This is a genomic window from Microcoleus sp. D3_18_C4, assembly GCF_036702355.1.
In the GTDB taxonomy this organism is placed as follows: domain Bacteria; phylum Cyanobacteriota; class Cyanobacteriia; order Cyanobacteriales; family Microcoleaceae; genus Microcoleus.
Genome location: NZ_JAUBTF010000001.1, coordinates 89596 through 112930, shown reverse-complemented (window position 1 = coordinate 112930; position 23335 = coordinate 89596). Strand labels below are relative to the sequence as shown.

Annotated in this window: 12 protein-coding genes and 1 tRNA gene; 10 read left to right on the top strand and 3 right to left on the bottom strand. The window is 45.1% G+C overall.

All coding sequences use genetic code 11. The features are described from left to right. The first annotated feature begins 45 nt into the window (after positions 1 to 45). Complete coding sequence (locus tag QUA90_RS00465) at positions 46 to 861, top strand: cobyrinic acid a,c-diamide synthase (protein WP_333210173.1); 816 nt, start codon at positions 46 to 48, stop codon at positions 859 to 861. Positions 862 to 1017: 156 nt separating this feature from the next. On the opposite strand, the gene QUA90_RS00460 is transcribed toward QUA90_RS00465, so the two are convergent. Beyond that, positions 1018 to 2061 (bottom strand): AI-2E family transporter, encoded by a 1044-nt coding sequence (locus QUA90_RS00460; RefSeq protein WP_333083079.1) that lies wholly within the window; start codon positions 2059 to 2061, stop codon positions 1018 to 1020. A 416-nt stretch (positions 2062 to 2477) separates the two neighbouring features. Between QUA90_RS00460 and gshA the strand changes: the two genes are divergently transcribed. The 8 genes from gshA to QUA90_RS00420 all read left to right on the top strand — a co-directional run bounded on the left by gshA (position 2478) and on the right by QUA90_RS00420 (position 14245). Beyond that, positions 2478 to 3629, top strand: coding sequence for a glutamate--cysteine ligase (gshA, locus tag QUA90_RS00455; protein ID WP_333210167.1), 1152 nt, complete (start codon positions 2478 to 2480; stop codon positions 3627 to 3629). A gap of 372 nt (positions 3630 to 4001) precedes the next feature. Next, on the top strand, positions 4002 to 4463 hold the full coding sequence (locus QUA90_RS00450; RefSeq protein ID WP_333293458.1) for a tRNA (cytidine(34)-2'-O)-methyltransferase: 462 nt from the start codon (positions 4002 to 4004) through the stop codon (positions 4461 to 4463). Positions 4464 to 5045: 582 nt separating this feature from the next. Then, positions 5046 to 7508, top strand: coding sequence for a peptidoglycan DD-metalloendopeptidase family protein (locus QUA90_RS00445; RefSeq protein WP_333443289.1), 2463 nt, complete (start codon positions 5046 to 5048; stop codon positions 7506 to 7508). 138 nt (positions 7509 to 7646) lie between these two features. Beyond that, a tRNA-Met gene (locus QUA90_RS00440) sits at positions 7647 to 7719 on the top strand. 126 nt (positions 7720 to 7845) lie between these two features. Further along, positions 7846 to 8445 (top strand): peroxiredoxin, encoded by a 600-nt coding sequence (locus tag QUA90_RS00435; RefSeq protein WP_015178160.1) that lies wholly within the window; start codon positions 7846 to 7848, stop codon positions 8443 to 8445. Between the two features lie 105 nt (positions 8446 to 8550). Next, positions 8551 to 9090 carry a redoxin domain-containing protein gene (locus tag QUA90_RS00430; protein ID WP_333443287.1) on the top strand — a complete coding sequence of 180 codons (540 nt, stop codon included), beginning with the start codon at positions 8551 to 8553 and terminating at the stop codon, positions 9088 to 9090. A gap of 214 nt (positions 9091 to 9304) precedes the next feature. After that, complete coding sequence (locus QUA90_RS00425) at positions 9305 to 13354, top strand: hypothetical protein (protein ID WP_333443285.1); 4050 nt, start codon at positions 9305 to 9307, stop codon at positions 13352 to 13354. 330 nt (positions 13355 to 13684) lie between these two features. Further along, positions 13685 to 14245: a Uma2 family endonuclease gene (locus tag QUA90_RS00420; protein WP_333325234.1), complete on the top strand. Its 561-nt coding sequence runs from the start codon at positions 13685 to 13687 to the stop codon at positions 14243 to 14245. A 187-nt stretch (positions 14246 to 14432) separates the two neighbouring features. Here QUA90_RS00420 and QUA90_RS00415 read toward each other — a convergent pair whose 3' ends face one another. Beyond that, the gene (locus QUA90_RS00415) at positions 14433 to 16901 is read right to left on the bottom strand and encodes an ATP-dependent Clp protease ATP-binding subunit (RefSeq protein WP_333325123.1); all 2469 of its coding nucleotides are present in this window, start codon (positions 16899 to 16901) and stop codon (positions 14433 to 14435) included. Between the two features lie 436 nt (positions 16902 to 17337). Here QUA90_RS00415 and QUA90_RS00410 point away from each other — a divergent pair, with 436 nt between their 5' ends. After that, complete coding sequence (locus tag QUA90_RS00410; protein WP_333443283.1) at positions 17338 to 22683, top strand: AAA family ATPase; 5346 nt, start codon at positions 17338 to 17340, stop codon at positions 22681 to 22683. A gap of 4 nt (positions 22684 to 22687) precedes the next feature. Here the strand turns inward: QUA90_RS00410 and QUA90_RS00405 are convergent, their stop codons facing one another. Next, positions 22688 to 23254, bottom strand: coding sequence for a hypothetical protein (locus tag QUA90_RS00405; protein WP_333210154.1), 567 nt, complete (start codon positions 23252 to 23254; stop codon positions 22688 to 22690). Positions 23255 to 23335 lie beyond the last annotated feature (81 nt).

The following is a 23335-nucleotide window of genomic DNA, read 5'->3' as shown; positions in this document are numbered from 1 at the left end:
TGCGATCTACGACTCTGTATACTTACTAATATAAGGTTTCAGGCAATGATTAAACAAAAACATAAATATGCCGACCTTGCTCAACTCCCCCACACAGATACCGTGCTCCAAAAACTCCCTGTAGAAGTTAAAGAATGGGCCCAAAGCTTGCCTTGGAACCAACGGCGCTATGTCTTGTCCCTCTGCTACATATTGTGTGCATCTACTCCCGACTTGCAAGCAGAATTTTTAGATAATTATACAGCCGACGGTTTAGTCTCAAAAATGTTTGAAGATGTAGATACTCTACACCGAGTCAAAGAGTATTTAATCAGATTTCGGGTCAAAAAACAATTAAACGAATCAGATTTAAGAAGCTACATCAAACAATTTTATATCCACTCAGCTCAACAATCGCTCCGAGAAACTGACCAATATTTAGAATCAGCACTCCGCTTCGTCTTGAGTACAGAAGAACGTAATAATGTTTTTAACTACATTTTGGGCTTTGAATTTATTAAAATTGTGTTTCAAATGAGCTGGTTGCAACACGAAAGATTAGCGAGACTGCAAAAAAATCAGTCGCAGTTTATTGAAACCTACATCAAGCCGATTCAACACGCCCACAGAATTAATGGCATAATTCTCCCGAAAGATGAGAGAATCTTTTTTGCCAGACGCACCTATTACGTTCAACTACCTAACATTTCCTACAGAAGGCTCATTGAGTTAGTCATGGCAACTTTTACTACAGAAATGGTGAGTAATTGCGGATTTTCTATCAGTCGCCACTCTCAAGCTCTGCGTTTTGACTGCGATTACATTTATGATCCAGAACCAGAAGAAGAAAGATTTCCTACTGACTTGCAATTTATTCATTAACTTGACCCAGTAAGGTGTACCCTAAGTTGCTTTTTTCTCTTTACTTTTAGTTGCGCTTTGGGCACAGGAGAGTTTTTAAAGCATGGGACTTCTAGTCGGCAAGTTAAAACTGAATTTTTCAGCCTGATTTTCTATAAAATAGGAGGGCAGTATCCATTAACTTTCCGCTTGCATTTCTTCAATATCAAACCAGCTAACTATCACTCCCGCTAGCGGAATCGCCAGAAATATACCTAAAAGTCCTGCTGATCTTGCCCCAACTAACAGTGCAAAAAATACCACTACCGGATTGAGGTTAAGGGAATTTTGCATCAGTCTGGGATGAATAAGGTTGTCTTGAATTTGCTGCAAAACAATGCAAGCTGCCAATACCTTTAAAGATAGCCACACATTTTGAGACAATACAATAAAACACACTAAGCTAATTCCCAGCGTCGCTCCGATCCCCGGAACTAAATCAAACAATCCGATAATAAATGCTAAAATTAAAGGAAATCTCACATCTAACAGTAGGAAAATTCCAAAGCTAGCGGTTGTCAAAAATAACATTAACAGAATTTGTGCCTGAAAAAATCCTAAAAAGTTTCGCTCAATTGTTAAACTTAAACGCCTGTGCAGGTGTCGGGGTATAAATTTGAGAACTAACAGCCACAGCCTCTCTCCATCAAGTAACATGAAAGAAGCCACTACCATAATTAATATTAAATTCAATAAATTGGTTAAAAATACTTGTAAGAAAGCAATACTCCAAACAACTCCAGATAAAGCTTGATTTCGCAGTTGTTCCTCAATAACTCGCAGGTTAACTTGCAGGTTTCTCGCCCGCAGGAATGCTTCGATGCGCTCAGACAGAGGCGCCAGAGCATTCACAAATTCAGTCAGGCTGTCAATTAATTGCTGTCCTTGAGATAAAAGAGTGACCCCTACGGTGACGGTGAGACCGCCAAAAACTAAAAGGGTGAGCAGGACAACGAAGGCGACAGCTAAACTTCGCGGTAAAAATCTCTGGAGAGTTCGCACTGGATAGTTAAGCAAAAAAGCCACGAGTGCAGCAATGGTGAAAACCGCGACTGCTGTTTCAAAGTAAGCTAAAAGTTGCAGTCCAGCCCAACCAGAAGCAAATAAAAGCAAAAACCGGACTAAGGCTAAATTGCTTAGCATATTCCAAAAATTGGGAGGGGTTTTTTCTTGCTCTTTCACAGGGATTTTTAGGGGTTAATAGTATAGCTCAAAAATATTGCAGAGCCCTCTTTTAGAATCGCATCTAAGATCTATCTGTGGCTATCCCCCTCAAGACAGAAAACAGATGTCGAACTGAGGCAGGAGTGGGTTCTATTCACCATAAGTTCGATCGTCACGAATGCCGAATAAAACACGTCGGCGATCGAACAAACAGCATTTTTGACTCTAAAACGGCCTCGGAAACTCTTTGCCAGGGGAGTATTTGTCGTGGCAGGCCCCCAACTAGGAAACAAACGCCCAAACTAGCGGACGCCGAAAAATCCGGTTTCAGTGCCAGTGGCGAAAAATTTCAACTCTGCCCCGTGGAAGATAGTATGAACAGGTCAATTTTTGGGATACTAGAAACTAGCACTCAACTTAGCTGAGGAACAAACGTGCTGCTATCAAAAGGCTTTGAAGTAGAAATGTATACCGGCACTCCCGAAGGTGAGGTTGTCGGTCTATCCGATCGCATAGTTGCCGATCTAGAGGGATTTGTCCGGGAGCCTGATAGCCGCAATGTGGAGTACACGACCGCCCCGCTGTGCAGCTACGATCGCCTGTTGTGTGCCTTAGTCAAGCCACGAGTTCGGCTGCGCGAGTATTTAAAACAATTGGGCGACTATACCTTGCTGCCGGGAAGTACCTTGTCTCTCGGAGGGAGCGATCGATTTTACCGATCCGATCCCAACAACCCCTACCACACCTACATCGAGCAAACCTACGGCACCAAAGTCGTCACCGCCAGCATTCACATCAACATCGGCATCTCCCAACCAGAAATGCTGATGCGCGCCATCCGCCTCGCCCGCGTCGAAGCACCGCTATACCTGGCCTTGAGCGCCTCTTCCCCCTTCCTCGACGGCGAAGTGACGGGCTATCATTCGACTCGGTGGGGTTTGTTTCCCAAAACTCCCGCCATCGTTCCCCTGTTTGAAAGTCACAAGCATTACATTCAGTGGACTGAAGAACAGCTAGAACTCGGTACTATGCAAAACGTCCGCCATTTGTGGTCTGCAGTGCGACCAAATGGCGATCGTCGCCCCTACTGTCTCAATCGCCTCGAACTGAGAATTTGCGACCTCGAAGTCAATCCTCTGGCTTTGTTGGCCATTACTGCCTTACTAGAAGCTCGCATCTGGCAGATGATGGAAGACCCCAGCTTAGACCCTTTAGAGCTCAGCACCTTGCCTGCGGCCACCCGCAACGAAGACTTAGTTGCCCTCACAGACGCCAACGAAATTGCTGCATCCCGGCAAAGTTTGGATGCCGAACTCACTCACTGGCAAGACGGCAGAACTATTCTGGCACGAGATTGGATTGAGGAAATTTACCGCGAAGTGTGGCCTATAGCCAAAAAACGCGGCTTTAGTTGCTTTCTCTCGCCACTCAAAAAGATTCTCCGGGAAGGCAACACGGCCCAGCAGTGGTTGAAGCTACACGAGGGCGGTTCGGACACCCGCAGTATTATTCTGCAAGGGATTCAGGGGATGGCTCACCAAGAATGGGAGCTAGAAGACAACTTGTGCGCCCAGTTAGTTGCCTGAAGTACCCGCCGTTATGATAATGGGGGCTTTCACTAGCCCCCTGGCTATGCGTACTCAGCCAATAGAAATAGCCCGAACCTCCCGGTCAATCGATTTTAGATTTTAGATTTTAGATTTTAGATTGACCCCACGGATAAATTCGGGGGCTTGTGTATTGGATACAGGTTTTTTATTTCTGGACGGATGAATCCGGGGGCTTATATCCTGGATGCTTGATTGTCAAAAGTTGCAGATCGCCGCCCTTAAAACAAATCAGAATATTTAATCAATGGAGTTCGACAAAGGTTATAAATAAAAGCTATAAGGTATATCTACCTGTGGGTAGTTTTATAAATTTCCCAAGAGCTGTATTTTTCGCTTTTAATTAGCTTCATGCCCCAACTTGTCTTGATTCACCCGCAAATCCCCCCGAATACTGGCAATATCGCCCGCACTTGCGCTGCCACAGGCACGGAACTGCATTTAGTCGGCCCGCTGGGGTTTGAAATTAGCGATCGCTACCTAAAACGGGCCGGCTTAGATTACTGGCCCTACGTCAATCTCCAGTGCCACGAAGACTTAGCGGCTTTTCAGGCCTATCGGGAGCAGCGCGGGGGACGATCAATCGGATTCAGCACTGGCGGGCGATGCAATTACGCGCAATTCCAATTTCAGCCCAGCGACTGGCTGATGTTTGGCTCGGAAACTGTAGGCATTCCCCAATTCGTCTTGGATGCCTGCGACGCCACAGTTTTTATTCCGATGAGCCAGCCTGGAGTCAGGAGTTTGAACCTCTCCGTCAGCGCCGCTGTGGGTTTATTTGAGGCTAAACGACAGTTGGGGGAGCTGGGATAAATCATTATCAACACATAAATATATAGATATTTAATAGCTGCCGGAGGCTGCCAAAGCTGCATTTAAATATAAGAAATTTGTATCAAAGGGGTGAAAATCTAGATAGCCGACATTAATATATTTTATTCAGTCCAAAACAGATTGTTATCAGCAACACAAAATTACTCCCAAGATGATTCAGCAACAAAAACAGAGGATTTTAGGGATTTAGGGCGTGAGCGAGTACCAGCTTGGGTCTGAACACTATATCTAGTAAATATACGGTTGTAGGTTGTCCGGAAATTAGCCTAAAGTTTGATAATAGGTGAGAGTTCAGAGCCTTACCGGAACGAAGATTTTATGTATTCGTTCCAGCTATTACGGTGTAAGGCTTGTGGGGTTAATTGCAGCAGGTTTGACCGAGAATTTTAAAATTTCTGACGGTTTGAGCTTGTCTAAATTAAAAAAGCAAGGTAATCTGGCCTAAGCATGATAGCTGTCAACAATCAGAATATTTTTGCTTGTTGATTTAAACTCAGCGTCATGCGATCCCCTTGAGTGTTTCCAAGGACAGTTAGCGCTTCTCAGTAGGAGGTCGTTTTTTTGAAACGAACATATCCCCAAATTAAGCCTGTTCAGGCTAGTGAAATCGACAGAGACGGTTCTGCGGAACCATCCAAACAGACAACGCTCAGCACAGGCAGAGTTCGCTCTCTCGCCACGATCGGGCTGGCAATATCGGTAGGTGCTTCTGGCATCCTGCTACCGAGAAATGGAGACAGCGCTCGCGCGTCTGAACTCGCACCGACATCAGAATCCACCGCTGAAGTACAGCCAGTATCGGCCAACGGGCCCGCTACGTCGGCACAAGTTGACGGTTCCAGGGCCGAACAGCCCGGGTCACCTTATGAATCCGCGACGGTTAAGGTGCAGGAGGGGCAAAGCCTTTGGGAGCTTTCTCGGGATTATGAAGTTGAACCGTTGGCACTAGCAACTGCCAACGACATCCAACCCAATACCATACTCCAAGTTGGCCAACAGCTCAGAATTCCGACTGCGACGGAAGCCACACCACAACAGAACGCCGGCTATAGCACATCGGCTTCGCTAGATCGCGCAGCGACGGTCAATCCCGAACAAGAGTTAAATCTGACTGGCTCCGAGCCATTGGATAGTGCAGCCATGACAGCGCTGCCATCACCCGCAGCGACCCCGCTGGTCACGACGGTACCGGAACAAAGTTTGATCGAGATCCCGAATGCAGACGGGGCGATCGACAGTTTGAAAAAACAGGAAAACCGCACCACAGAATCGGGTCGAACTATGTTCGGGTCGGAAGGGGGAGCAAATTTATCTACACCTGCGGCATTTTTGCCGGAGTCAGCACCGACGCTGACCTCCCCCGGATATGCAACTGGGACAAATATTCCTGACCTCGATGCCACATCTGTAATTCCCAATTCCGGGGGAGGTCAAGCAGCATCGCCCGATCGAGCATTCGAGTCAATTGAACAGTCTTTGGCAACACCCACTGTGCTAGTCCCCCCTGCGGGAAGTACCGCCGCGCCGGCTGAGGTTCTCTACAGCGTGCGTCCGGGAGATACGCTAGATGCGATCGCCAAAGGTCACGGCGTATCGCCCACAGATCTGATCTCCGTTAACAAGCTCGGCAACCCCAACTTGCTGAATGTCAATCAACGGCTGAAAATTCCCCAAGTTGGGTTTAAAAATCCAGGGGTGCAGGCGGCAGCCTCTTATTCTGCCTCCAACTCTACATCTGTCTGGGCGGCGAGTTCGGTTCCCGCATCTTTGAACCCCAGCTCGTCTACCTCGGAAATAGCCGGTGCTGGCGTTGCAGCACCCGCGCCCAAAGTGCCTGTTGTCTCTCCCCTGGAGAACCTGGAAGGTCTGAACAATATTTCAGCGCCGATGGTTCCCCAAATTAACAGCATTCCGCTGACTCAAGTTTCCCAAACCATTAGCGATCCACGGAAGCTGGATCTTCAAGGCGAACCAACATTTACAGGTGCAGTTGACACCAGTGCCCTGCCCTCGCCAGCCAGTGCAACTGCTACCGCCATCGCTACGGGAGAATACCCGCAGCCGATCAGCTTCGTGGCAAATACTAGCGCCCCGGGTTCAAATGCGGAGCCAACTAGCGCTGTACCAGAGTCGAAATCGGAGCCTCTCCCTACCGCAGAATCTCTCAACCCTTATTCCGAACGCTTGAGGGCAGAAGTTGTCAGGCTGCGAGAGGAATATCGTGCCTCGCGCAATTCGATCGGCGCCAATGCGGTGTCCCTGGCTCCAAATGACGGGCCCTCGGTCAACCCGTCTGAGGATATGCCAAGTGCCAATCCCTATCTCTACACCCCCGACTATACTGAGGCGGTGCAGAATGAAATCAGCAGACCGCCATCGAGAGCCTGGTCTGAGCAGGTTCAGAAGCAGCAGCAAGAGCGTTTAGACCCCGCTCGCGCAGCGGAACTGCAACCGATCAACCTGACGCCGAACTCTGCTGGGCAGCGGCCTGTGGTAGCAACTGCTCCTTTGGGAGCCGACGGTTACGATCCCCTAAGCAACCCGTCTTTGGGACGCATGGTTTCTCCAGAACTGCCTCCGCTTTCGAGCCCTGATACTTATCTGCCTAACGGCAAACAACAGTCGGCTAACCGGTTTATTTGGCCGTCTAAGGGCGTTCTGACTTCTGGCTACGGTTGGCGCTGGGGACGGATGCACAGGGGAATTGATATTGCAGGGCCGATCGGCACGCCAATTGTGGCAGCATCAGACGGGGTGGTTACCTATGCTCAGTGGAACGACGGCGGCTACGGGTACCTGGTGGAAATTACCCATCCTGACGGCACTGAGACTGTCTATGCCCACAACAGCCGAATTTTGGTCCAAAAGGGTCAGAGAGTCGCTCAAGGGGAACAGATTTCAGAAATGGGCAGCACTGGATTCAGTACCGGGCCGCACTTGCACTTTGAAATTCATCCCGCCGGACAGGGTGCTATCAACCCAATGGCTTTACTGCCCGACGATGCCTCCAGCGCTTCTCGGTAACGACTGGTCGAAAGTTATGGGTTTTGAATGATTACCAAAACTCATAACTTTTACTGGAAGTCATTAGAAATAGTGTTGCTTGAAAAGAAGACATAGCTAGCCCTACCGTGCTACGATAGTAAATCGTGAAGTAGATTTGGCTCAGTGGCGCAGTGGTTAGCGCAGGGGACTCATAAGCCCAAGGTCGCAGGTTCAAATCCCGCCTGAGCCATTATTTAATCCAAAAAATTGCGCTCTCAAATTTGAGAGCGTTTTTTTTTGATTTCTCTAGAACATACTTGTAGTCGTTATGAGTATGATATATTTGTAACAGTTCGTAAAAAAGGAAACAAAATCTATGACCAGTGAATGCCTCCGGGTTGGTCAAGCTGCACCCGATTTCGCAGCAACAGCCGTAGTGGATCAGGAATTCAAGACAGTTAAACTGTCCGACTATAAAGGCAAAAAGTATGTAGTCCTGTTCTTCTACCCCTTGGACTTCACCTTTGTGTGCCCGACTGAGATTACAGCATTTAGCGATCGCTTCGAGGACTTCAAGAAAATCGATACCGAAATCCTCGGCGTATCCGTTGACAGTGAATTCTCTCACCTCGCTTGGATACAAACAGACCGCAAATCTGGCGGTGTTGGCGACCTCAACTATCCCTTAGTTGCTGACCTCAAAAAAACAATTAGTTCGGCCTACAACGTCCTCGACCCAGAAGCAGGTATTGCCCTCCGAGGTCTGTTCATCATCGACAAAGAAGGCATCATCCAACACTCTACTATCAACAATCTTGCCTTCGGCCGCAACGTGGACGAAACTCTCCGTACTCTGCAAGCTATCCAACACGTCCAGTCTCACCCCGATGAAGTTTGTCCAGCCGGCTGGCAGCCCGGTGACAAGACCATGACTCCCGATCCTGTCAAGTCTAAGGTATTCTTTGCTGCGGTTTAAGCAGATTATATTTGTACGGACACGGCAGTGTCGTGTCCGTACCTGCACGGGCATTCATTTAACCGGATTTTTAATTAGCAATTAGCAATTACCCAATTAGGAAATATGCTGACTTCTACTAATTTTAGCGGCTTGTTAAATCAGCGGTTTTTCCAAAATCTATTGCCTGTTCCGGCGACTAATGTTCTTAATCTGGAACAGAGAACGCCAGATTTTGAATTGCCGGATATTAATAATGGCAAATTAGTGCGGCTATCGAATTATCGGGGCGATAAGCCGGTAATTCTAGCTTTTACACGGATTTTTACAGAAAAGCAATATTGCCCTTTCTGTTTTCCTCACATTAAAGCTTTGAATGAAAACTGGGAAAAATTTGCCGATCGCAATATAGAATTATTGATGGTTGCCAGTACCGACGATCGCCAAAGCCAAATTGTGGTTAGAGATTTAGGCTTGAAAATGCCTCTGCTTTCTGATCCAGGCTGTCAAGTTTTTCGTGCTTATCAAGTCGGTCAGGCTTTAGGTGCTCCTTTGCCCGCTCAGTTTGTTCTGGATGCAGATGGAAAACTCCTCTTCAAACATTTGTTTTCTTTCATAGACCACAATGCTAGTGTGGACACTTTGCTGCAATATGTCGATCGGTAAGGACACCGCTGCTGTGTCCTAATTTGGAGTTTTTAGCCGCTGATGCACGCTGGTGTAGGCCCATCAGCGGTTTTTTTTTATCGGTTGACACTTGCTGCAACAGATATTTAGTGATAAATACTTATTGTGCCAATTTCAATGGCGGAATGTTGCCATGTTGGCTCGACATTAATCTAGGCTATAGCTTGAAGGTACTTAGTACAAGTTTAAGCCAATGTCGTCTCCCAAAGATCGATCGAGCAAAATTGAATTGAGCGTCTTAGCGTCGCATCCTGAGTTGTTGACAGGTTTAGATGCGTGGCTGCGACTAGGTTTACTTTCGCCCGCTGAGGTTGAGGAATTGTGCCGACAGTATTTAGTCTGCCCGCTTCCCGATCGCGCTGTAGATTTTTCTGAAATTGAGAACCCGCGAGCTCCTATTGCCGAGCCAAAAGTACCTGCCTTATCAACGCCTCAAGCATTACCGAGCAGCAGAGAAAGCGTTGCTAGGCCCACAGAAACTACTCAAACCCCTAATTTTCTCGCTCAAATTTTGCACTCGCTAATGGCAGAAATTAGCGTGGTGTGGCTGTTGTTTTTAGGAGTGTTCATGGTAGTTGTCTCCTCTGGAGTCTTAGCTGCCAGTCAGTGGGAAAGATTTCCTGCCGCCGGACAATATGGAGTTTTGTTAGCTTATACTTTAACCTTTTGGGCAATTAGCAGTTGGGCAAACAGACAGCAGAATTTGCACTTGACTGCTCAAACTTTGCAAGAAGTGACGCTGTTGCTAGTGCCGATCAATTTTTGGGCAATGGATACTTTTGGATTGTGGCGGTATCCTTGGGATTGGGCGGTAGCAATCGCAGCGGCACTTATTTTGACTTGGATAACTGCCCGGATTATCAAAGATCAATATCAAAGCTTTTCAGGAAAAAACATCACTCGCTCGATCGCCCTAAATCACTTGGGATTGAGTTATTTGCACTCTTGGTGGGCATTGGCAGGCTTTTCCCTGGCTGCGGTTTATGTGGGTACAGTGGGAACTGCTGCTATTACAGTTTATCAAGTTCAGCAACAACGATTGCAATCTATCCAACTTGGGGGAAATACTGAAACATTCCCGGCTGCTTTCAGTTTGAGCAGAGATTTTTTGACTTACAAAAAAGCGGCTTTAGTAGCTTATTCATTAGGCATTTTACTGGGTCGAGCGATATTTGTCAAGGATGTAAATATCGCTGAAATGGGTTTAGCTTTGGCGATTTGTGGCGTGCTTTTAGCATGGCTAGATTGGCAGCAACCCCGGCCATCTGGGACTATTGAAAACAATATATCCGACCAGCCAAATCCCAGCAACTTTTTTAAATGGCAATTAGCGGGAATGGGTTTGTTGGGTTTGGGGTGGCTGGTTTGTTTTCGCGACATTCCGCTACAGGCGATCGCAGTTAGCGGATTGGCTGTTTGGTTTTTTTATAACCGTTTAGTGCGGTTTGGGCAAGAGTTTGATTTGCTAATGCTTGAGGCGGTGGGACTTCAAAGTATTTGGCTGTTTTGGCGACTGCTTCCTTTAGGGATTAAAACACAAGTTGTGGCATTTTTAACTCAGCTTACAAACTCTCAGGAAACTCCTTGGGCTTTTTGGAGTGTTCTGCTATTGCCTTATTTAATTTTAATGGTAAGTGCGGCCGAGTGGCTCTACCGCAAGCGAAAGTTTCAACTCGCCAGTTTTGGCGAAAACCTTGCTCTCGGTTTGGGGAGTTTTTTAACTGTTATTAGTTTTGTCAATCCGTTTTGGCGATCGCTCAATTTATTAGTCTCTACTTTAATTGTAGGTTGGATAACTTGGAAATACGTAATTCCCGATAATTACCGGCGAGTTTCGAGGCCGGCTTCTGCTGTGGAACAACAGGGACATCCGGCAATTTTGGTTCCCATAACTCACATTATGGGTTTAGGCGCGATCACTTCGGCAATTGACTTATTTTTTCCCAACCAGCAACCCAATATTTGGTCGGCAATATTATTAATATTCATGGTGAGTGAATGGGTATTTTTTGTCTGGATGAAAGCGGCGAATTTCCGAGAAAATTCTGTGTTTTTTCGCTGGCCTCCTGCATGGTTCCAAAGTTCCTGGTATCTGGGCTTAGTGTTAGCAGGATTCAGCTTTATATTGTTGCAAAATTATGTAATTGCCGGTACTGCCACTCATCGCCCTCAGTGGAGTTTGCTCTGGCTGGCGACTCCTTTGGCTTTGACTGCTGTTGCTAAATATACTGAGGTTCCTCACAAACGAGTTGCCAGTAACTTTAGTACGATCGCCTTAATATTCGCACAATTTCTAATTTTTACTTTTCCGGGATATCGGTTAATTGGTTTGGGGGTTGCCACCGGATTAATGTTGGTCAATACTTACTATTTAGTCGAGCTACCAGCGGCTGCGATTGGAGTGGGGTTTGGCTTGAGTTTCGTAGCTGCGGTGATTGATCAATTAGGTTTTGTGTCTGGTTGGCTTTGGGGAATTGCCGGGGCGATCGCTCTTTTGTCTCTGTGGTTGCTTCGCAGCATAATAGTTCGTTTTTCCAGCCGTTTGCCTGAGTCTTCTCAATTAGCTGAAATTTACGAGCGAGCTTTAGATGGGTGGGCCATCTTACTGGCAAGCTTGCTGTTAACAACTATTACTTTTTATTCCTTTGACTTCTACGCAGGCAGGACATTGATTTCCCCGCCCTCTGCTGAAGTTTTGGCTGCTATTTTGGTGATAATGGCTGCGATTATTTTCCGAAGTTTACGCCAAATTTCCCCTCTGGCAATTTATGCCTTGGCTTGGAGTTTGGAGTTGTTGACAGCAGTCGGTTTGAGTTTTGTCGATCGCACTACGGTTAATTTGGCAGTTGCTAATATCGCTCTCGGATTGTTTACTCAATTGTTGGGGGATTGGTGGCGGCGCCGCCACCGGACTCAAACAAATTTACCTAGCATTCATTTTATACCTTTGGTTTACGGGGTATTGGGTTTAACTTTCCGATCGCACACTTTTGCGAATTGGACTGGTTTAACTGTGTTGGGGGCGTCTTTAATTGCGATCGGCATTGGTAGGCGGGAGCCAGAATTCAAACCTTTGGTTTATTTAGGATTAATTGGCGTCTCCGCTGCTGCTTACGAATCGCTACTCTATCAACTTTTTCAAACACCAGGAGGAGCTTTTGGCGACGGCTTAATTGTCCTGGCCACTCTCGGCACAACTTTAACATATATCTATCGCATTTTATCTCCTTGGCTCAGCAATTATTTACATTTAACTAATGCAGAGTTAAAAATATTTGCTCACCTGCACTGGGTTTTGAGCAGTTGGCTGCTGATTTGGGCTTCTGCCGATGATATTAAGTCCGGCCTAAGTTTAGGATTAGTCACTGGTGCTTTATTAGTTCAATATGCTTTCTTGCAAGGGCGAAATAATCTCGATCGCCAATGGGCTGAAATTTGGATTTACTTGGGCTGGCTAGAAGCCTTTGGCATCCGGCTTTATTGGATCAATACGCCTTTAGTTAAGTATATTTCCGGGCCGCTGGGGCCTTGGAAAGTTGCCCTCGCTTCTCTATTAGCCTATTTCCTTTACATTTTGCCTTGGGACAACTGGGGTTGGTCAAAAAAACCTTGGCAGGTAATTGCTTCGCTGATTCCAATAGTTACTATTTTGGAAAGTCCGGCTAAGTTTTATCCGATTAGCTTGCTGATAGCTGCCGCCTTCTATGTTTTCCTAGCTTGGGAAAGGCAGGAAGTCCGTTTTACCTATGTGAGTGTGGCGATAATTGATTGGATAATGCTGCGGTGGTTTGGGGAAATAGGATTGACTCAGCCGGAGTGGTTTTTTACTCCTTTGGGGCTTTCTTTCCTTTATATTACTCAGTTCGATCGCACTCTCAAATTACCCGCACAAAAACCGCTACGCCACACTCTGCGAATGCTTGCAACGGCGCTGATTTGCGGGATGCCTCTTTTGACTCAGCAAAGCCACGGTTTAGTTGCGGCAGCTTTTAGTTTACTGGCGATTGCCGCGGGTTTGGCGCTGCGAGTTCGGGCGTTTTTGTTTGTGGGAACGGGATTTTTTTTAATCAATGTTTTCTATCAGTTGGTGGTTCTAATCTTCGATTATCCGCTGATTAAATGGGCGATTGGTCTGGCTTTTGGGATTGCGTTTATCTGGATTGCTGCTACTTTTGAAACGCGGCGTGATCGCATTTCTGCTTTGGTGCAGCATTGGGTTGTGCAATTGCAATCGTGGGATTAAATTTTCCCTTAATCAACTTTTGTTGGGTGGTTAGGGTGGGTTTACCAAAACCCTAACCCTATGATTATTTGTTGATGAAGTTTTGAAAAATCGCCCTTTTTTTTTGGGTAAAAAGCTTGACACTGTTAGCTTGACAATGTATTATTTAATAATGGGAATAGTGGCAATTTTAAAACTTAACTCACTACTTCCATTATCTAAAATATACCTTAAAAGCAAACTAATATCAATAGGTAAAAATTCCTTTTTTTGCGCCGCGATTTGAGATTGTGAAAGCAGCAAAGGCGATGAAACAGAAAAAGGGCAACTAAAAGGAGCGCCAAATAAATGATGACAACTCAGTTAATCAAGCGCCTGTTCACAGTAAAAGAATATCATCAGATGATTAAATCTGGCATCTTGACAAAAGATGATAAAGTTGAATTGATTCGAGGAGAAATCGTTCAAATGGCCGCCGTCGGTAGAAGGCATACATCTCATGTCAAGCGTCTGACAGAGTTATTTTATACCCGCTTATTATCGAGAGTAACCATTGGAGTTCAAGATCCGGTAGAATTGGACGATCGCTCGGAACCTGAACCGGATATTTCCTTACTGCGACGGCGCGATGATTTTTACGAATCGGGACATCCTCAGTCTGAGGATATTTTACTCATTGTGGAAGTAGCGGATGCAACCGCTGAAACTGACAGAAATATCAAAATTCCTCTTTATGCCGAAGACAATATTGTAGAAGTTTGGCTGGTAGATATTAACGAGCAATGTGTAGTAGTTTATCGCGAACCTTCTCCATCGGGATACCAAAATATTCAAAGATTCCAGCGGGGTCAGACTTTATCTATTCTAGCTTTTCCAGATGTAGAAATTGCTGTAGATAATGTGTTGGGATAAAAGAGCCAAAACTCATACGATTTTAGATTTTAGATTTTAGATTTTAGAATGGGGAATGACTTATTATATAAGGATTTGGAGCTTGCCTAAAGTTGCTTTTTTTAAACGGGTTTCATTTAATTAAAAACCCGGTTTCTCCGAGAAACCGGGTTTTTAATTAACAGTATTTATCCGTCTGTAGACTGCATTAATGGCTCAATGCGAATTCGGGCAATTTCGGCTCAGATGAACCATCGGGCACTACCTTAACCTGACCGTTTTCATCCACATCCACGATCGCCTTTTGGCCGTCTTTCAGCTTGCCAGACAGCATTTCCTCAGCCAGTACATCTTCCAACAACCGCATGATGGCGCGGCGCAAAGGTCGAGCACCGTAGCTGGGATTGTAGCCTTCTGTAACTAACAAGTCCTTGAACCGTTCTGTCACCGACAAAGTAATACCCTGTTCGGTTAAGCGGCTGAAGACTTGCTGCAACATAATGTCCGCAATCTGCTTGACTTCTTCCCTGTTCAACTGGCGGAACACGATAATCTCATCCAAGCGGTTGATAAATTCGGGACGGAAAAACTGTTTCAGTTCTTCGTTTACCAAGCTGCGAACGCGGTTGTACTGCGCGTCTGCGGCACTTTCAGTAAACTCGAAACCAAGACCGCCACCACCTTTTTCAATCACTCGCGAACCGATGTTGGAGGTCATGATCAGCAGTGTATTCTTAAAGTCTACTGTCCGACCTTTAGCATCCGTCAAGCGGCCGTCTTCTAAGATTTGCAGCATCATGTTGAAGACATCCGGGTGAGCTTTTTCGATTTCGTCGAACAAGATGACCGTGTAAGGACGGCGCCGGACTGCTTCTGTTAGTTGGCCGCCTTCATCGTAGCCGACGTAACCGGGAGGCGAACCGATGAGTTTGGAAACCGTGTGGCGTTCCATGAATTCGGACATATCTAACCGAATCATGGCTTCTTCGGAACCGAAGAAATAAGTTGCTAGGGCTTTTGTAAGTTCCGTTTTGCCGACGCCGGTGGGGCCGGAAAAGATGAAACTGGCGATCGGGCGATTCGGATTTTTCAAGCCTACCCGCGCGCGGCGGATGGCCCGAGAAACTGCGGTGACAGCTTCTTCTTGACCGATCAAGCGCTGGTGCAGGGTGTCTTCCATGTGCAGCAGCAATTCCGATTCGGATTCTGTCAGCTTGCTGACTGGTACTCCCGTCCAATTAGCCACGATGTGGGCGATGTCTTCTTCGGTGACGACAGGAGAGGTTTTGAGTTGGCTTTTGTTGATCGTAGCTTCGGCGATTTCGGCTTCAATTTCTAATTCGCGATCGCGCAATTTTCCAGCTTTGTCGAAGTCTTGCTCGCGCACTGCTGCATCTTTTTCTTTTGTTACTGCTGGCAGTTGCTTTTTGAGTTCTTTAACTTCGGGCGGGGTTTGTGAATTCATCACGCGGACGCGGGAACCTGCTTCGTCAATTAAGTCGATCGCCTTGTCTGGCAAAAACCGATCATTAATGTATCTGTCTGACAGTGTTGCTGCTGCTTCTAAAGCTGCGTCGGAAATTGTCAGTCTGTGATGCTGTTCATAAGCCGATCGCAACCCGTACAATATTTCTATTGTTTCAGCCACACTCGGTTCACCGACTTTGATCGGTTGGAACCGGCGTTCTAAGGCAGCGTCACGCTCGATGTGCTTACGATATTCGTCCAAGGTAGTGGCGCCGACACACTGCAATTCGCCTCTAGCAAGGGCGGGTTTGAGCATATTGGAGGCGTCCATGCTGCCTTGAATTGCGCCTGCACCGACTAAGGTGTGAATTTCATCGATGACCAGAATAATGTTGCCGGCAGCCCGAATTTCGGCCATGATTTTCGTCAGCCGTTCTTCAAATTCGCCTCGGAACTTTGTACCAGCAATCAGCGAACCCATATCGAGGCTGATTACTTGTTTGTCTTCTAAAATTTCCGGGACGTTTCTATTAACAATCCGCTGGGCTAGGCCTTCGGCGAGGGCTGTTTTGCCGACTCCCGGTTCGCCTACTAATACTGGATTGTTCTTGGTGCGGCGGCCGAGAACTTGGATCACGCGCTCGATTTCATTTTCGCGACCCACCACGGGATCGAGTTTGCCTGCTGCGGCTAACTTGGTCAAGTTTGTGCCAAATTCTTCTAAAGTCGGGATTTTACGATCGCCACTATCTCCCCTACCTCCGGGTACCGCCGCCACTTCTCCTACGGCACGAATTACCTGCGTGCGGACTCTCTGGCGATCGATTCCCAAGTTTTGCAGCACCTTCGCCGCCACCCCTTCATCGTCCTGAATCAGCCCCAGCAGGATGTGTTCGGTGCCGATGTAATTGTGGCCTAACTGCCGCGCTTCGTTCAGCGCCGTCTCAAAAATGCGCTTGACGCGGGGGGTAAAAGGAATTTCCGGCGGGAGGAACCCAGAACCTCTACCGATGATATTTTCGATTTCATTGCGCGCCTCTTTCAAGTTGAGGCCCATATCCAGTAATACTTTTGCAGCGATGCCAGTGCCTTCGCCGACGAGCCCCAGAAGAATTTGCTCGGTGCCTACAAAATTGTGACCGAGGCGTCGCGCTTCCTCTTGGGCTAGCATGATTGCTTTAATGGCTTGTTCTGTAAAGCGTTCAAACATATTTTTTCTATCCTACTGTCTTGGCGAGGGCTGTATCGCTGCTGGTGAGGAGCGATTTGGAACACTACACAAATTATAGATGTAAATTTTTGTGTATTTCCTTCTCTAACAATGTATCTTGCTAAAGGGGTAGGGACAGTGGGGAGAGCCGAATAGTAGGGGTGTGGTTGCCGTCCGCCACCAACGACTATTAATTGAGAATAATAGTAGCAAAATGGCTTTGTTGCATAGATACTATAATTTCTTATATATCAAAATTTTATACCCGTAAATAAAATTGATTTTTTTACTTTAAGTAGACCATTTAACTAAGCTAAGCATATAACGGTTGCCCTGTCAAGACTTTTGACGATTGACGGTGGTCGTGCCGTCAGCCAACAGTCAACAGCGAACAGCGACTCGAATCAAATATATTTCCAACTCAGAGGAGAACTCCATGCAATTTCTCTCGCAATACCAAATCTACTCCACTCTCCACGAAGGTATCGAAACGATTATTTATCGAGGAAAAATCCCCACCCACCAGGATACAACCGTACTCAAAATCCTGAAAGCTGAATATCCCACCCTCGATGCAATTACCCGCATCAAGCACGAGTATCGCATTCGCCAACATTTAGACCATCCGGGCCTAGTTAAAGTCATTAGCCTAGAAACATTTGACAACCGTCTGGGCTTGCTTTTAGAAGACTTTGAGGGCGAATCTATCGATCGCCTGATGTCCAGACAAAAGCTCGAAGTTATCACCTGTTTGAGGTTTGGTATTCAACTCATAAAAACCTTAGAATATCTGCATCTTCAAAAAATTATTCATAAAGATATTAAGCCTAGCAATATCATCATCAACAGCCAAACAGGAATTATTAAGCTGACAGATTTCGGGATTGCTTCACGATTGTCCAAAGAAAATCCCCAAATTAATAATATTAACTCGATCGTCGGTACTTTTGCTTATATGTCTCCCGAACAAACCGGGAGAATGAACCGCACCCTTGACTACCGCACCGACTTTTATTCTCTCGGAATTACTTTATATGAAATGCTGACAGGTCAACTGCCATTTATGAGCAACGACCCGTTAGAGATAGTTTACAGCCACATAGCTTGTCAAGCAATTTTACCCCATCACATTAATTCAGACATTCCACCAGCAATCTCACAAATTGTGATGAAATTGATGGCCAAAAATGCCGAACAGAGATATCAAAGCGCAGGCGGATTGTTGGCAGATTTAGAAATTTGTTTAAATCAGTTAGAAACTACAGGCAAGATAGTAGATTTTACGCCGGGAAACTTAGATATATTGAGTCAGTTGTTGATTCCTCAAAAATTGTACGGTCGGGAAACACAAGTCAGCGAACTATTGGCAGCATTTGAACGTGTAGCTAATCCTCGCGAGGAAAATTCTTCCCCTTCCCAAATTGAACTGATCCTAGTGTCGGGTTATGCAGGTATAGGCAAATCTGCCGTAGTTAGCGAAATCCAAAAACCCATCACCAGACAGCGGGGTTATTTTATTTCAGGTAAATTTGACCAATTCAAGCGGAATATACCTTACGCATCTTTAATTCAAGCTTTTCAATCTTTGATCCAGCAGTTACTTGCCGAAAATAACAAAAAATTACAAGATTGGCAACATAAACTTTTAGCCGCACTAGGCGATGCCGGACAAGTAATTATTGACGTGATTCCCGAACTAGAATTGGTAATAGGCAAACAGCCTGCCGTTGCGGAACTTGCCCCCACAGAAGCACAAAACCGCTTTAACAGGCTATTCAAAGAATTTATCCACGTATTCGCGCAAAAAGAGCATCCATTAGTCATCTTTCTTGATGACTTGCAGTGGTCAGATTCAGCAACCTTGAAATTAATGGAATTGCTGGCGACTGACCCCGATAGCAAATATTTACTATTAATTGGAGCCTATCGAGACCATGAAGTTAGCTCTACACATCCTTTAAGGCAAACAGTAGAGTACCTTCAACAAACGGGTATTATTATCAACAATTTAGTGCTGGAACCTCTTTCTTTAGCCCAGGTTACTGAGTTAATTTCGGAGACATTGAATGACTCAGACCGAATTCAACCTTTAGCGGAGTTAATTTGGAATAAGACTGGTGGGAATCCTTTTTTCTTGACGCAATTGCTCAACACTCTTTATCAAGAAAAACTTTTGAGATTTGACTTTACCAAGCTGCTGTCTCCCGCAAGAAGAGGGGAGTGGCAGTGGAACATTGAGGAGATTCAGGCTATTGGCATCACAGATAAGAGTGTAGTTGAACTGGTAGCCAGTCGGATTCAACAACTGCCAGAGAGTACACAAGAAATTTTGAAATTGGCGGCTTGTGTTGGGGACAAATTCACTTTAGATGTTCTCTCTACTGTCAACGCAAAATCTCCATCAGTCACTGCGACTGAACTCTGGGATGCTTTGCAAGCAGGGTTAATACTTCCTTTGAATGAGAGTTACCTCATTCCTTTATTTTTAGATGGAGAAGGAGGAGCTAATTTAACTTTCGATTCTTCGCGAATCAGCTATAAATTTTTGCACGATCGCGTCCAGCAAGCTGCATATTCGCTGATTCCTGATGATGAAAAGAAAGTCACTCATCTTAGCATCGGTAAATTGCTGTTTGAAAATACGCCCGCCGATAAAGTAGAAGAGAAAATTTTTGATATTATCAACCAGTTGAATGTAGGAATTGATTGTCTGCTCCTGCAATCAGAAAAAGATGAATTAGCAGGATTAAATTTAATTGCTGGACATAAGGCAAAAGTAGCTAATGCTTACGAACCCGCTGTTAAGTATTTAAATGCCGGAATGTCGTTATTAGCACCTGATAGCTGGGATCGCAACTATAGCATGACGCTGCGGTTGTATGTAGAGACGCTGGAAGCGGAATATTTAAACACCAACTTCGATCAAGCAGAAAATTTGGCGGAAGTGGTTTTGCGATCGGCTAAAAACCAGCTTGACATAGTGAAAGTGTATCAGCTCAAGATCCTATTTTATCAGGCTCAAAGCCAGATGCTAAAAGCTGTTGAAACAGGTCTAGAAGTGCTGGAAATGCTGGGACTCAACCTATTAGACAACGAAACCATTGCAGTGCCAAAATTGCCACGAATTGAGGAATTAGAAAACCTGCCAGTTATGACAGATCCATATCTACTGGCAGCTATGGAAATCCTGACAGCCCTCTATCCTCCTGCTTATATTGCCAAACCTGAAATTGTGTCCTCCCTCGTCTTGACTATGGTCAATCTTTGTATCGATCACGGTCATTCAGCATTAGCTACTTTTCCCTATACTCTTTATGGAATGATTCTGTGCGGCATCGAAGGCGACATCGAAGCAGGCTACTACGCTGGATTAATCGCTTTAAAGCTACTAGAACAATTTAATGCTAGCCAACAGAAAGCTAAGGTTTATGTAATGTTTAATGCTCATATAAGAATCTGGAAAGAGTCTAGTAAAAATACACTTAATTCATTTCTAGAAGGGATGAAATCTGGTGTAGAAAATGGTGATTTAGAATGGGCGGTTTATAATTTTATGCACTATATTACTAATTTAGTGTTAGTGGGAGAACAGTTAGAATATGTCGAAGAAAAACAAAGCGTTTGTATGGAGTTTTTGCAAAAAAATAAACACGAATTTGCCATGGGTTATGCTCAAATTTGGCAAGTAACTGCTTCAAGCTTAAGAAGCAAAACATCAGAGCAAGTACGATTAGTTAGCGGCAGGTTGGATGAACCTGCTGTGATGTCCCGTTGGCAGAAAGAAAATAATCGAATGTCGCTGTTTGCAGCTTATGTTGCTAAATTGATGCTGCTTTATTTATTGAAAGATTATGCTGCGGCTGTGGCCAGCGGTAAATTAGCGGTAGAATACGCAGATGGGGCGATCGGCTTAATCACTGTTGGGATACACAATTTCTACTATTCGCTGGCTCTCCTCGCTCACTATCCTGACAGTGACAATCAAGAAGCATACCTAGCTATTGTTAACTCTAATCAGCAAATTATGAAAAAGTGGGCCTGCCATGCACCCATGAATTATCAGCATAAGTACGAGTTAGTCGAAGCAGAAAAAGCGCGAGTTGTCAACGATAAACTTGCCGCAATGGATTATTATGACTTAGCTATTAAAGGAGCTGCTGCTAACGGTTACATCCACGAAGAAGCATTAGCTTATGAATTAGCGGGAGAGTTTTATCTATCTTTGGATAAAGAGATAAGTGCTCGAGCTTATCTGACCAAAGCTTATTATGCTTACATCCGCTGGGGATCTACAGCCAAAGTTAAAGACTTAGAATCCCGTTATCATTATTTAGTTGAGCGCCATCAAGACCCAATACATAAAAATGTTATCAGCACTGCCCAAACTACTATGAACAATAGTTTGGTGCTGGATTTTTCAACAGTTGTCAAAGCATCACAAGCTGTTTCGAGCGAAATTATTCTCAGCCGATTGCTAGAGAAACTCGTACAGCTTGTAAAGGAAAACGCAGGCGCTCAAAAAGTATTATTTCTTGCCAAGACAGGTAATCAATTATTCATAGAAGCTGGACTTACCGATCAGTTTAATGATCTAACCGTGTTACCATCTCTCCCGATTGCCGAATCGGATATCCTCCCAATTTCCTTGATTAACTATGTAGAAAGAACCCAAAAATACTTGGTTTTAGATGATGCTACCCGATCCGAGCAATTCCAATTTGACCCTTATATTGCGGTCAATCAACCCCTATCTATCCTAGTATTGCCAATTATCCATCAAGGCAACCTTACGGGAATTTTTTACTTAGAAAATAATTTAACCAAAGGTGCTTTTACTAGCGACAGGCTAGAAATTTTGGGAATCCTGTCTGCACAAGCCGCTATTTCTCTAGAAAATGCTCGTTTTTATAGTATTCTGGAAACGCGAGTAGCCCAAAGAACTGAGAATTTGCATACTGCATTAGAAGAACTTCGCCACACTCAATTGCAGCTAATTCAAAGTGAAAAAATGTCCAGTTTAGGGCAAGTTGTCGGGGGAGTGGCTCACGAAATTAATAACCCGATTAACTTTATTTATGGAAATTTATATTACACCAATGAATACGCTGAAAACTTACTAAATATACTACGTTTATACCAAAAAAATTACCCCAATCCCGTGCTAGAAATAGTAAATGAAACAGAGCAAATAGATTTAGATTTTTTAATGAATGATTTCACTAAAATGATAGATTCAATGAGAGTGGGCGCTGCGAGAGTTCGCGATATTGTGCTGTCGCTGCGAAACTTTTCTCGGCTAGATGAATCTGATAGAAAATGGGTTAATATCCACGAAGGTATGGACAGCACCTTGATGATTTTGGATCACAAATTACTTAATATTCAAGTGATCAAGAAGTACGACAATTTGCCTTTAGTTAACTGCTATCCGGGAGAAGTTAATCAGGTATTTATGAATGTCCTGACCAATGCGATTGATGCTTTTTGTCGCGAAAGAGGGAGTGAAGTTGACTCGAAACACACTCCTACAATTCAGATTTGCACTGAAGTCGCGGAAGGAAATCAAGTAGCGATTCGCATTGTTGATAATGGTGTGGGGATGAATTCGGAGGTGCGGGGTAAAATATTCGATCCGTTTTTTACTACTAAACCGATAGGTAAGGGGACTGGTTTAGGATTGTCTATCAGTTATCAAATTGTGGTAGAACAGCATGGAGGAAAGTTAATTTGCAAGTCGGAACCTGGAGAGGGCAGCGAGTTTACTATACTGCTGCCGTATTGATTAATTAAAGCCATCGTGACAGCAACTGCTCAAATACTTCCACAAAGCCGATCGCAAGTTGAATCAATGGCCAACCCACCAGACAAATTAACACCGCCCAGCGAGTTTGAATATCCAAACCTTGCCGAACCGCGACAATTACAGCTAGCAAACTCCAGACAACTAATATGCGCTCTATTCCTTCTCCCAGCAAGGGAATTAAGGTTAAGAAACTCAGAACTTGGGGGGCGTAGGCAAATCCGATTGGAACCAGCAGCTCCCGATAAGTTACGTGACCCGGTTTCAGCCACTCCCCGATTTTAAAGATAGTGAAAGTCCAAAAATAATAACCCCCCGCGACTGCCAAACCCTCTATGAAAAGTCCTAGAAATAATATTGATAGCTCAGTTCGGTTGATTAACAAGATGACAGAACTGCCCAACACGCGGGACAGCGCAGCTAAAATTACAATTGTTAAAGCTATTCGCTTAGTTCTGCGAGTGTAGGGAGTTTTTTCGTAAAAGTTGCCGTTCAAAGAAAGTGCGTTCCAAAGCGTTGCGCCCAAACCTGCAATTGAATCTTCTCCCTTCACGTTGAACTCCTGCTCCTCAAGATAGTTGACAACTTGTACAAAATAAGCTCTAATACAGCAGAATCACCGAACTATTTCTAG